This is a genomic window from Streptosporangium sp. NPDC048047 (genome assembly GCF_040653115.1).
Taxonomy (GTDB): domain Bacteria; phylum Actinomycetota; class Actinomycetes; order Streptosporangiales; family Streptosporangiaceae; genus Streptosporangium.
Genome location: NZ_JBEZNH010000001.1, coordinates 280,223 through 293,016, shown reverse-complemented (window position 1 = coordinate 293,016; position 12,794 = coordinate 280,223). Strand labels below are relative to the sequence as shown.

The 12,794-nt window shown below is 74.5% G+C and carries 8 protein-coding genes; all 8 read left to right on the top strand.

The window, feature by feature from the left end; translation table 11 throughout:
- The first annotated feature begins 20 nt into the window (after positions 1-20).
- The 8 genes from AB0D67_RS01345 to narI all read left to right on the top strand — a co-directional run bounded on the left by AB0D67_RS01345 (position 21) and on the right by narI (position 12,740).
- Positions 21-941: a neutral zinc metallopeptidase gene (locus AB0D67_RS01345; RefSeq protein WP_362928558.1), complete on the top strand. Its 921-nt coding sequence runs from the start codon at positions 21-23 to the stop codon at positions 939-941.
- 196 nt (positions 942-1,137) lie between these two features.
- The gene (locus AB0D67_RS01340) at positions 1,138-2,682 is read left to right on the top strand and encodes a helix-turn-helix domain-containing protein (protein ID WP_362928556.1); all 1,545 of its coding nucleotides are present in this window, start codon (positions 1,138-1,140) and stop codon (positions 2,680-2,682) included.
- Between the two features lie 421 nt (positions 2,683-3,103).
- Positions 3,104-4,354 (top strand): FAD-dependent oxidoreductase, encoded by a 1,251-nt coding sequence (locus tag AB0D67_RS01335; protein WP_362928554.1) that lies wholly within the window; start codon positions 3,104-3,106, stop codon positions 4,352-4,354.
- Between the two features lie 253 nt (positions 4,355-4,607).
- Positions 4,608-5,825: an MFS transporter gene (locus AB0D67_RS01330; RefSeq protein ID WP_362928552.1), complete on the top strand. Its 1,218-nt coding sequence runs from the start codon at positions 4,608-4,610 to the stop codon at positions 5,823-5,825.
- Positions 5,826-5,925: 100 nt separating this feature from the next.
- Entirely contained in the window at positions 5,926-9,636 is a 3,711-nt protein-coding gene (locus AB0D67_RS01325) for a nitrate reductase subunit alpha (RefSeq protein ID WP_362928550.1), read from the top strand.
- A 79-nt stretch (positions 9,637-9,715) separates the two neighbouring features.
- Positions 9,716-11,392, top strand: a complete 1,677-nt coding sequence (narH, locus tag AB0D67_RS01320; protein WP_362928548.1) for a nitrate reductase subunit beta — start codon at positions 9,716-9,718, stop codon at positions 11,390-11,392.
- A complete protein-coding gene (narJ, locus tag AB0D67_RS01315; RefSeq protein ID WP_362928546.1) occupies positions 11,389-12,015 on the top strand; it encodes a nitrate reductase molybdenum cofactor assembly chaperone in 627 nt (208 codons plus the stop codon). Before narH ends, narJ begins: the two co-directional genes overlap by 4 nt.
- Complete coding sequence (narI, locus tag AB0D67_RS01310; RefSeq protein ID WP_362928544.1) at positions 12,012-12,740, top strand: respiratory nitrate reductase subunit gamma; 729 nt, start codon at positions 12,012-12,014, stop codon at positions 12,738-12,740. The genes narJ and narI overlap by 4 nt, the downstream gene beginning before the upstream one ends.
- The last annotated feature ends 54 nt before the right edge of the window (positions 12,741-12,794 follow it).

Sequence of the window (12,794 nt, the reverse complement as noted above, 5' to 3'; positions counted from 1 at the left end):
AGGGCTCTAAGCTGCCGGTCATGCGATGCCTCCCCTCGAGTGACGCCGGTTCGCGGCGCCCGGCCGCCGCCGTCCGCCTGACCGTTCCGGCGGTGGCCGTGTGCCTGGCCGCGTGCGCGGCCACGGTGCCGTACGGGACGCCCGCGCGGGCCGCCTCCGCCGCGGACCCGCACGCCGCCGCGCGGGTCGTCCCGGCGGCGGCGCCGTACGGGGCGACCGCGGCGCCGTACGGGACGACCGGCCGGAGCGCCTCGGCCGGGAGCCCGTCCCTGGGCAGGGGGAGGCTGGCGGCCGCGTCGTGCCCGGAGCCTCCGCTCGTCGACGGCGGGATCCCCCGGGGGCGTGAGTACCTCACGGCGGTCATGGGGTGCCTGGACAGGTCGTGGTCCGGTCACTTCGCGCGGGCCGGGCTGCGTTTCCGCGCGCCCGCGGTCCGCTTCTACGAGGAGCCCGCCGAGCGCGTGTGCGGGGTGCCCTGGCCCGCAGGCGCGGCCGCCTTCTACTGCACGGAGAGGGCCACGGTGGTGTTCCCGCTCACCGGGGAGTGGATCGAGGGCCGGACCGACCTGTACCCGCTGAAGGTGGCGGCGCACGAGTACGGCCACCACCTGCAGAGCCTCACCGGCGTCCGGGCCCGCTACGAGGCCCGCGTCCGGGTGGAGCGCGCCCGCCGGGCCGAGCTCGGCCGCCGCTACGAACTGCAGGCCGACTGCCTGTCGGGGGTGTTCCTGGGCAGCGTGCGGCGGTCCCTGTCCCGCACCGCTCGGGACTGGGAGGCGCTGGCGGAGGCGGTCCGGGCCGGCGGCGACAGCGGTGACGACGGCGATCCACGCACCCATGGCACCGGCGCGCACCGGGGCCGCTGGTTCGATCGCGGTCTCCACGCGGTCTCCCCGTCGGCCTGCGACACCTGGGCGGCGCCGTCGTCCGCGGTGTCGTGACCCGCGGTGTCGTGACCGGCGGGGCCGCCGCCGTGGCGGGCGACGGCGTGGCGGACCTCCGCATGGCGGGCACAGGCCGTACAACGGGCACAGACCGTACGGCGGGCACGGACCGTACGACAGGCACGGACCGTACGGCGGGCACGGGCCCGGCGGGCGCAGGCCGTACGACGGGCGGGGGCGGGGGTGGTGGCGCGTGCTGAGGCTGGACCGGCTGGTGAACGTCCTCGGCGGGTACGGCGCCCGCCTGTGCTGCGCCCCGGCGTCGCGGGCGGTGGAGCTGCGCAGCGTGGCGGTACACGACCCGACCGAGCCCTCCCCCGCGACCGGCGACGTGTTCCTGTCGGTCGGCGTGGACTCCGCAGCCGGCGCCGTACGGCTGGCACGGGCGGCACGCGCCGCCGCGGTGCTGGTGCGCGGGCGGCCGCCGCTGGACGAGGAGGCCCTGGCCGCCGCCCGGGACGGCGGGATCGCCGTGCTGCTGGTGGAGCCGGAGGTGTCGTGGAGCCAGCTGGCCGGCGTGGTGTACGGGCTGGTCGTCGAGGGCCGGGAGACCGACGCCGGGCGGGGGCCCGCCGACCTGTTCGCCCTGGCCGACGCGCTGGCGGCCGAGGTCGGCTCCGCGGTGACGATCGAGGACCAGATGTCGCGGGTGCTGGCCTACTCCGGTTCGCAGCAGGCCGCCGACCCGGCGCGGCTGGAGACGATCCTGGGCCGGCGGGTGCCGGAGGCCGTGCGCGGGCTGTTCGAGCGCGGAGGCGTCTTCGCGCACCTGACGACCTCCGACGAGCCCCTGTTCGTCGAGCCCTCGCCGGAGCACGGCCTGCGGGGGCGGATGGTGGTCGCGGTCCGCGCCGGGCGGGAGCTGCTCGGCTCGATCTGGGTGGAGTGCGAGCGCCCGCTGTCCGACGGCCGCCGGACGGCCCTCGTGGACGGGGCGCGGGCCGTCGCGCTGCACCTGCTGCGCTCCCGGGTCGGCGCCGACCTGGAACGCCAGGTGGAGTCGGACCTCGTGATCCGGCTGCTGGAGGGCACGGCCGAGGGGCCCTCCCTGGTCAGCCGGCTGGGCCTGCCCGGCGCCCTGTTCCGGGTGATCGCCCTGCAGGCCCACGTCGCCGAGGAGCGGCACGCGGCGATCCTGCTGGCCTTCGAACGCGCGACCACGGGGTTCGGCTGGTCACGGCCGGGACGAAGCGCCCTGTTCGGCAACACCCTGTACACGGTGCTGCCCTGCGGCGGCGATCCGGGGCCCGCCCGCGTCTGGATCGCCTCGATCGTGAACGTCCTGCCGCGACGGGTCACCGTGTTCGCCGGCGTCGGCGGGGCCGCGGACCTGGGCCGGCTGCCCGCGAGCCGGCAGGAGGCCGACGAGAGTCTCGCCCTGCGAGCCGCCCGGCCCGGCGGCGACCTGGCGGTCGTCTACGACGAGTCGTGGGACGGGATCCTGTTGCAGCGCCTGCGGGCGGCCGCCTCCGCCGGGCGCGTCCCGGCCCGCGGGCCGGTCGCCGAGCTGACCCGGCACGACGCCGAACACGGCACCCGGTACGTCGCGACGCTGCGCGCCTGGCTGGAGGAACAGGGGGATCCGGTGGCCGCCGCGGGCCGCCTGGGCGTCCATCCCAACACCGTCCGCTACCGGATGCGCAGGATGAGGGAGCTCACGAACCTGCAGCTGGAGCTGCCGGAGAAGCGGCTGGCGATGATCATCGCGCTGGCCGCCGGGCAGGACGAGCGCCCCTGACCCCGGGACGGCGGCCCGGTCCTCCGGCGTCCGCGGCTTCGGGGGACGCCCCGGCGGTTCCCGAAGGCGTCCCGGCGGTTTCCGGGAACGCCGGCGGCGGCCCCGGTGTTCGTCGCGACGGTTTCCGGGAACGCCGGCGGCGGCCCCCGTGTTCGTCGCGGCCGGACACGATCCCGGTGTTCGTCGCGGCCGGATACGATCCCGGCGTTTGTCACGGCCGGACAAACCCGGCGCCCCCGGTTGTCCGACGCGCACAGACCGTCACCGCGCCGGGCACGTCATGCTCGTGCCACGCGGGCCGGACCCGCGTCGGGCGTACGGCGAGCGCACGCCCGGCGGATGCCGGACGTACGGCGGGCAGACCCCGGACGCACGGCGAGCCGACGAGCCGGAGCCGGCGAGTCGAGGGGAGAGGGTTGTCATGGGCATCGAGGGCGGACCGCGCACGGCTGTGGTGATCGGCGCCGGTGTGGTGGGGCTGTCCACCGCCTGGTTCCTGCAGGAACGCGGTGTGGAGGTCACCGTGGTGGACCGCGACGGGGTCGCCGCGGGCGCGTCGTGGGGCAACGCGGGCTGGCTCTCCCCCGGGCTGGCCATCCCGCTGAACGAGCCCGGGGTGCTGCGCTACGGCATGCGCTCCCTGCTCGACCCGAGCGCCCCGCTGCACGTGCCGGCCACCCTGGACACGGGGCTGTGGTCCTTCCTCGCCCGGTTCACCGCCAACTGCACCTGGCGGTCGTGGGGCCGCGCCGTGAAGGCCAACCTCCCGTTCAACGAGGAGTGCCTGGAGGCGTTCGACGTGCTCACCGCCAACGGCGTCGAGGCGCCCACGGTCGAGGCGCCGATCCTGGCCGGGTTCGCGACCCCGCGCCAGGCCGTGGGACTCCTGCACCAGCTGCGCCGCATCAACCGGTCCGGGCTGCACATCGACTACGAGGTGCTCGACCGCGACCGCCTCGCCGCGTACGCGCCGCAGCTCTCCTCCGGGGTGCGGGTCGGGATCCGGCTGGACGGCCAGCGTTACGTCGACCCCGGGGAGTTCACCCGCTCGCTGGCCCGTTCCGTCGTCGCCCGCGGCGGCGTCATCAGGTCCGGCTTCCGGGTGACCGGGGTGCGCGACGACGCGGGCCGGCTCACCGTCCGGTCCGGCGCGGGCGACGACGTCACCGCTGACGCCGTCGTCCTGGCCACCGGGGCCTGGCTGAACGTGCTCGGCCGGGAGTGGGGGGTGCGGACGCCGGTGCGCGCCGGACGCGGCTACTCCTTCACCGTGCCGACCGCCGAGCCGGTTCCCGGGCCGGTCTACCTGCCCGCCGTGCGCGTGGCCTGCACGCCGTACCGGGGCGGGCTGCGCGTCGCCGGGACGATGGAGTTCCGCGACGCGGACGCCCCGCTGGACGCGCGGCGCGTCGAGGCCATCATCGAGTCGGCCCGGCCGTTGCTGGCCGGCGTCTCCTGGGAGGAGCGGACCGACACCTGGGTCGGCCCCCGCCCCGTCACGCCCGACGGGCGTCCGCTGGTCGGCGCGACCCGCGCGCCGGGCAGGTTCGTCGCAGGCGGGCACGGCATGTGGGGGTTCACCCACGGGCCGGTGACCGGGCGCATGCTCGCCGAGCAGATCACCACCGGCAAGCAGCCCGAGGCCCTGCGCGACCTCGACCCCACCCGCTGAGGACCTGCACTGAGGACCCCGCGCTGAGGATCCCGCGGTGAGGACCCCGCACTGAAGATCCCGCACTGAAGATCCCGCCGCCCGCGCCGCCGCCCGGCGCGGGCGGCGGCGTGAGAACTTTTACCGTCTCCTGGCCGGTATGTGCCATTGGGCGGAGGCGATGGGACCAAAGACCCTGATGTTCGGACGTGCCCTCCGGAGAAGGTGATCTCCGAGTGCTCGCCGCCATGAGGGATCGGAGGGTTTCGCCGCGATGAGGACCACCTCGCAGACCGCCGCGCGGGCGACCGGAGCCGGGAGAGGCGCGGCGACCGCGCTGACGCTGGCGACCGTCGCGTTCGCGGTGAACTTCTGGGCCTGGGCCCTGCTCAGCCCGCTCGGCCCGGCCTACCAGGAGCTTCTCCGCCTGAGTCCGGGCGAGGTGTCGATCCTGGTCGCCGTCCCGGTCATCGTCGGCTCACTGGGCCGGATCGTGCTCGGCGGGCTGACCGACCGCTACGGCGGGCGCGCGGTCTTCGCGGCGGCGAGCCTGCTGGGCGTCGCGCCGGTGGTGTTCCTGGCCTTCGCCGAGAACTACCCGGCGCTGCTGACCGGCGGCTTCCTGCTCGGCATGACGGGGGCGACCTTCGCGATCGGCGTGCCGTACGTCAACGCGTGGTTCCCGCCGGAGCGCCGCGGGCTCGCGCTGGGGATCTTCGGCATGGGCAACATCGGCACCGCGATCTCCGGCTTCGCCACCCCGCGCCTGGCGGACGCCTACGGCCGCCAGACGCCGTTCTTCGTGGTCGCCGCCGCGCTCGTCGTGGTCGGCGTGGTCTTCTGGGCGGTGGGCCGCAACGCCCCGGGCACCCGGCCGTCGGCCGAGCCGTTCACCGCCCGGTTCCTCGCCGCGGCGCGGCTGCGCGTCACCCGCGAACTGGCGGCGATGTACGCGCTGACCTTCGGCGGGTTCGTCGCCTTCGGCGTCTACCTGCCGCTGTACCTCAGGTCCGGCTACGGCCTGACCGTCGCCGACGCCGCGGCCCGGGCAGCCGGGTTCGTGGTGCTGGCCACCGTCGCCCGCCCGGTGGGCGGCTGGCTGGCCGACCGGCTTGGGGGCCGCCCGGTGCTGGCCGCGGCGTTGGCGGTCGTGACGGCGTGCGCGGTCGTGGTGGCCTTCACCCCGGCGATGCCGCTGGCCACGGCCGCCTTCCTGACCATGGCCGCGGCGCTCGGCGTGGGCAACGGCGCGGTGTTCGCCCTGCTGGGGCGGACGGTCCCGGGCCCGATGGTCGGCAGCGCGACCGGCGTGGTCGGCGCGGCCGGCGGGCTCGGCGGGTTCCTGCCGCCGATCGTGATGGGGCTGATCTACCAGGCGACCGGCTCCTACGCCATCGGCCTGATGCTGCTGGCGACGGTCGCCGCCGCCGCTTTCGTCTACTGCCGCTTCGCGCTCAGTGTGAAGCCGGGCGTGAAGGAGACCGCCGTATGACCGCCGTGGATCGCCGCTTCGCGCCCGGCGCGAACGAGCCGAGCGAGCCGAGCGAGCCGAGCGAGCCGAGCGAGCCGAAGAGGCCTAGGGAGGGCACCGCATGACCGCCATGGACGGACCCGTCAGCGACGCCCTGCTCCGGCTGGGCGGCCACCTGCGTCCGGGAGAGGTGTCCGCGGACCTGCGGACGCTGTACAAGATCGGCGGCCGGCAGGGCGACGCCTTCTACCGCGACCGGTGGAGCCACGACCGGGTGGTGCGCTCGACGCACGGGGTGAACTGCACCGGCTCCTGCTCGTGGAAGGTCTACGTCAAGGACGGGATCATCACCTGGGAGGCGCAGCAGACCGACTATCCCGGCGTCGGCCCCGACCGGCCCGCGTACGAGCCGCGCGGCTGCCCGCGGGGCGCCGCGTTCTCCTGGTACACCTACTCCCCCACCCGGGTCCGCTTCCCCTACGCCCGCGGCGTGCTGGTGGAGATGTACCGGGAGGCGAGGGCGCGGCTCGGCGACCCGGTGGCCGCCTGGGCCGACGTCGTCTCCGACCCGGTACGGCGCCGCCGTTACCAGTCGGCCCGGGGCAAGGGCGGCCTGGTCCGCGTCACCTGGGACGAGGCGACGGAGATGATCGCCGCCGCGCACGTGCACACCATCAGGACGTACGGCCCCGACCGGGTCGCCGGGTTCTCCCCCATCCCCGCGATGTCCATGGTCTCCCACGCCGCGGGCGCCCGGTTCGTCTCGCTGATCGGCGGGACCATGCTGTCGTTCTACGACTGGTACGCCGACCTGCCGGTCGCCTCCCCGCAGGTCTTCGGCGACCAGACCGACGTGCCGGAGTCGGCCGACTGGTGGGACGCCGCCTACCTGATGCTGTGGGGCTCCAACGTGCCGGTCACCCGCACCCCCGACGCGCACTACATGGCCGAGGCCCGCTACCGCGGGCAGAAGGTCGTGGTCGTCTCCCCCGACTACAGCGACGCGACCAAGTTCGCCGACGAGTGGCTGGCCCCGCACCCGGGCACCGACGGCGCGCTGGCCATGGCCATGGGGCACGTGATCCTGAAGGAGTTCTTCGTCGACCGGCGGACGCCGTACTTCGACGACTACGTCCGGCGCCACACCGACCTGCCGTTCCTGGTCGCGCTGGAGGAGCGCGACGGCTCGTTCGTGCCGGGGAAGTTCCTGACCGCCGCCGACCTCGGTGGGGAGGCGGCCGCGCGGGCGGACACGGCCGAGGCGGCCGAGGCGGCCGAGGCGGCCGAGGCGGCGTTCAAGACGGTGCTCTGGGACCTCGCGACCGGCGGTCCGGCCGTGCCCAACGGCTCGCTCGGCTTCCGCTACTCCGCCGGGGGCGAGGGCCGCTGGAACCTCGACCTGGGCGACATCGACCCGGCGGCGTCCCTGCACGGCCTGCCCGGGGCCGAGGCCGTCCCGGTCGCGCTGCCCCGCTTCGACCGGCCGGGCGGCGACGGGGTGCTGCGCCGCGGGGTGCCCGTGCTGCGGGTCGCCGGCCGCCTCGTCACCACGGTCTTCGACCTCCTGCTCGCCCAGTACGGCGTGACCCGTCCCGGCCTGCCGGGTGACTGGCCGTCCTCCTACGAGGACGCGGCCGAGCCGTACACCCCGGCCTGGCAGGAGGCGGTGACCGGGGTGCCGGCGGCGCGGGCGGCGCGGATCGCCCGGGAGTTCGCCCGCACGGCCGAGGAGTCCGGCGGCCGCTCGATGATCATCATGGGGGCGGGGACCAACCACTGGTTCCACTCCGACACGATCTACCGCTCGTTCCTGGCGCTGACCACGCTGACCGGCTGCCAGGGCGTCAACGGCGGCGGCTGGGCGCACTACGTGGGGCAGGAGAAGTGCCGGCCCATCACCGGGTGGGCGCAGCTGGCGTCCGGGCTCGACTGGTCGCGCCCGCCCCGGCAGATGATCGGCACCGCCTACTGGTACCTGCACACCGACCAGTGGCGCTACGACACCTACACCGCCGACGCCGTCTCCTCCCCGCTCGGTGACGGCTCGTTCGCCGGCAGGGCCACCGCGGACCTGCTGTCGCAGTCGGCGCGGCTGGGCTGGATGCCGTCGTACCCGACGTTCGACCGCAACCCCCTGGACCTGGCCGACGAGGCCGCCGCGTCGGGGCTGGAGGCGGGGGCGTACGTCGCCGGGCGGGTGGCCTCGGGCGACCTCGGCTTCGCCTGCGAGGACCCCGACGCGCCGGGCAACTGGCCGCGGGTGCTGACCGTGTGGCGGGCCAACCTGCTGGGCTCGTCGGCCAAGGGCAACGAGTACTTCCTCCGCCACCTGCTGGGCACCGACTCGGCGGTGCGGGCGGAGGAGGCCGCGCCGGAGCAGCGGCCCGGCGACGTGCGCTGGCGCGAGGAGGCTCCGCGGGGCAAGCTCGACCTGCTGCTGTCGCTGGACTTCCGTATGACGTCCACGACGCTGTTCTCCGACATCGTGCTGCCCGCCGCGACGTGGTACGAGAAGCACGACCTGTCCTCGACCGACATGCACCCGTTCGTGCACGCCTTCTCCCCCGCGATCGACCCGCCCTGGCAGACCCGCACCGACTTCGCCGCGTTCACCGCCGTCGCCGAGGCGTTCAGCGCCCTGGCCCGCACCCACCTCGGGGTACGGCGGGACCTGGTGGCGGTGCCGCTGCTGCACGACACCCCCGACGAGCTGGCCACCCCGCACGGCCGGGTGCGCGACTGGCGGCGGACCGGCGAGACGCCCGCGCCCGGCCGGGACTTCCCGAAGATCGTGACGGTCGAGCGCGACTACGGCGCCGTCGCGGAGAAGATGGCGGCGCTCGGCCCCCTGGCGGACCGGCTCGGGGCGACCACCAAGGGCATCACCTACGACGTGGCGGAGGAGGTGGACCGGCTGCGGCACGTCAACGGCGCCGTCCGCGGCGGAGTGGCCGACGGCCGGCCGTCCCTGGCCCGCGACGTGGACATGTGCGAGGCGATCCTCGCCCTGTCGGGCACCACCAACGGGCGGCTGGCCGCGCAGGGGTTCGCCACGCTGGCCCGCCGTACCGGGACCTCGTTCGAGGGGCTCGCCGACGAGCACAAGCGGATCACCTTCGCCGACACCCAGGCCCGCCCGGTGCCGGTGACCACCTCGCCGGAGTGGTCGGGCAGCGAGACCGGCGGGCGCCGCTACTCGGCGTTCACCGTCAACGTCGAGCACCGCAAACCCTGGCACACCCTCACCGGACGCCAGCACTTCTTCCTGGACCACGACTGGATGCACGAGGCCGGGGAGGCGCTGCCGGTCTACCGGCCGCCGCTGAACATGACCGCGCTGTTCGGCGAGCCGGGCATCGGGGAGGGCGGCGCCGAGGGCGTCGTCGTGCGCTACCTCACCCCGCACTCCAAGTGGTCGATCCACTCCGAGTACCAGGACAACCTGCTGATGCTGTCGCTGTCGCGGGGCGGGCCGACCATCTGGATGAGCCCGGACGACGCCGCCCGCGCGGGCATCGCCGACAACGACTGGGTGGAGGCGGTCAACCGCAACGGCGTGGTGGTGGCGCGGGCGGTCGTCTCGCACCGCATGCCGGCCGGGACGGTGTACATGTACCACGCCCAGGAGCGGGTGGTGGACGTACCGAAGAGCGAGACCTCCGGCAGGCGCGGCGGCATCCACAACTCCCTGACCCGCCTGCTGGTCAAGCCGACCCACCTCATCGGCGGCTACGCCCAGCTCACGTTCGCCTTCAACTACCTGGGCCCCACCGGCAACCAGCGTGACGAGGTCACGGTGGTCCGCCGCCGCTCGCAGGAGGTCGACTACTGATGCCCCTCCCCGAACCACGCCGCCCCTCCGGCCGTTCCGGCCCCTCCGGGCTTCCCAGAAGGAAGGAGGTGGGCGGGCGATGACCAGGGTCATGGCGCAGCTCGCCATGGTGATGAACCTCGACAAGTGCATCGGCTGCCACACCTGCTCGGTCACCTGCAAGCAGGCGTGGACCAACCGGGCCGGCGTCGAGTACGTCTGGTTCAACAACGTCGAGACCCGTCCCGGCCAGGGCTACCCGCGCACCTACCAGGACCAGGAGAAGTGGAGGGGCGGCTGGGAGCTGAACCGGCGCGGCCGGCTCCGGCTGCGGGCCGGTGGGCGGCTGCGCAAGCTGCTGTCCATCTTCGCCAACCCGCTGATGCCGTCGATCCAGGACTACTACGAGCCCTGGACCTACGACTACGACCGGCTGTTCTCCGCCCCCGCGCAGGACGACACCCCGGTCGCGCGGCCCAGGTCGCTCATCACCGGCGAGGAAACCAAGATCACCTGGAGTGCGAACTGGGACGACGACCTGGCCGGCGGCCCGGAGCTGGTCCCCGCCGACCCGGTGCTGCGCACGCTGTCGGAGGAGGTGAGGCTGGAGTTCGAGCAGGCGTTCATGTTCTATCTGCCGCGCATCTGCGAGCACTGCCTCAACCCCTCGTGCGTGGCCTCCTGTCCCTCCGGCGCGATGTACAAGCGTTCCGAGGACGGCATCGTCCTGGTCGACCAGGACCGCTGCCGCGGCTGGCGGATGTGCGTGACCGGCTGCCCGTACAAGAAGGTGTACTTCAACCACCGCACCGGCAAGGCCGAGAAGTGCACCTTCTGCTACCCACGGGTCGAGGTGGGCATCCCCACCGTCTGCTCCGAGACGTGCGTCGGGCGGCTGCGCTACATCGGCCTGCTGCTGTACGACGCCGACCGGGTCGCCGAGGCCGCCGCCGTACCGGACGAGAAGGATCTGTACGAGGCGCAGCGGAGCGTGCTGCTCGACCCGCACGACCCCGAGGTGGTCGCGGCGGCCAGGGCGCAGGGTATCCCCGAGGACTGGCTGGAGGCCGCCCGCCGCTCCCCCGTGCACAAGCTGATCTTCGACTACGGCGTCGCGCTGCCGCTGCACCCGGAGTACCGGACGATGCCGATGGTCTGGTACATCCCGCCGCTGTCGCCGGTCGTCGACGCGCTGGCCGGCACCGGCCACGACGGCGAGGACGCCGGCAACCTGTTCGGCGCCATCGAGACGCTGCGCATCCCGATCGGCTACCTGGCCGGGCTGTTCACCGCGGGCGACCCCGAGCCGGTGCGCGCGGTCCTGCGCAGGCTGGCGGCGATGCGCTCCCACATGCGGCGCGACAACCTCGGGCAGGAACCGGACCCCTCGATCGCCGAGGCCGTCGGCATGACCGGTGAGCGGATCGAGGAGATGTACCGGCTGCTGGCCATCGCCGCCTACGACGAGCGCTACGTCATCCCCCGGGCGCACGCCGAGCAGGGCGCGCGGCTGGAGGAGACGATGACCGGGTGCAGCCTCGACAGCGAGGGCGGCCCCGGCATGGGCGGCCCGTTCGGCGAGGCGTCCGGCCTGCCCGCGCCGGTCTCCGTGGAGACCTTCCACGCGCTCAAGGAGCGGCAGACCGCCGGGGGCCTGGCCGAGGCCGACCGGCTCCGCGGCCGGGTCAACCTCCTCAACTGGGACGGCAGGGGCGTCCCCGAGGGCCTCTTCCCCCGCCGCGACGACCCCCGCCACGAGGATGGAAGGAAGTCATGAGCGCTCTCGACGACGCCGGGCTGCGCACCGCCCACATGGTGGCCTCGGTGCTGCTCGGCTACCCCGACGAACGGCTGTACGAGGCGCGGCCGCTCCTCACCCGGTCGGTGGAGACGCTTCCCTCCGGAGAGGTCCGCGCCCGGCTGGCCGCCTTCCTCCGCCACCTGGACGCCACCCCGCGGCCGGAGCTGGAGGCGCACTACGTGGCGACGTTCGACCTGAAACGGCGCTGCTGTCCCTACCTGACGTACTACGCCCACGGCGACACCCGGAAGCGGGGCGCGGCGCTGCTGCGGTTCAAGCACGCGGTCCGCGAGGCGGGGTTCGACCTCTCCGGCGGGGAACTGCCCGACCACCTGGCGGTGGTGTGCGAGCTGTCGGCGCGCGGGGCCGTCGGGCCCGCCGTACGACTGCTGCGCGAGAACCGCGCGGGTCTGGCGGTGCTCGCGCGGGCGCTGCTGGAGGAGGGGTCGCCGTACGCCGACGTCGTGGCCGCGGTGCAGGCGACCCTCCCGCCGGCCCGTCCGTGGGAGCGGGAGGCGGCGCTGCGCCTGGCGGCCGAGGGGCCGCCCGCCGAGGAGGTCGGGCTGGAGCCCTACTCGATCGCGGGAGGCGACCGGTGAACGCCCTGGACACCGTGCTGTGGGTGGCGGTCCCCTACGTGTCGCTGACCGTGTTCGCGCTCGGCCACGTGTGGCGCTACCGCTACGACAGGTTCGGCTGGACCACGCGGTCCTCGCAGATGTACGAGTCGCGGCTGCTGCGGGCCGGCAGCCCGCTGTTCCACTTCGGCCTGCTCCTGGTGATCCTCGGCCACGTCGGCGGGCTGGTGGTCCCCAAGAGCTGGACGGAGGCAATCGGGGTGAGCGAGACGGCCTACCACGTCACGGCCGTCGTGCTCGGCACGCTCGCGGGTGTGGCGACCGTGGGCGGCCTGGCGATCCTGGTCTACCGGCGCCGCACCGTCGGCCCGGTGTTCACCGCCACCACCCGCAACGACAAGCTCATGTACGCGGTGCTCGCCCTGACCATCGCGCTCGGCCTGGCCGCCACGGTCGTGGCCAACGTCCTCGGCGGCGGTTACGACTACCGCACGACGGTCTCCCCGTGGTTCCGGTCGGTCTTCCTGCTCCGTCCCGAGGGGGAGCTGATGGCGGGCGCCCCGCCGCTGTTCCGGCTGCACGCGCTCAGCGCGCTGGTGCTGTTCGCGATCTGGCCGTTCACCCGGCTGGTCCACGCGCTCACCGCCCCGGTCGGCTATCTCACCCGCCCCTACATCGTCTACCGCAGCCGGGACGACCGGCGCGGTCTGGCGGCGCCCCGGCGTGGTTGGGAGCCGACCCGCTGACGGACTCCGCGGGCCGTACGGCGAGCGCCCACCGTACGGCCCTCGCGGAAGGCC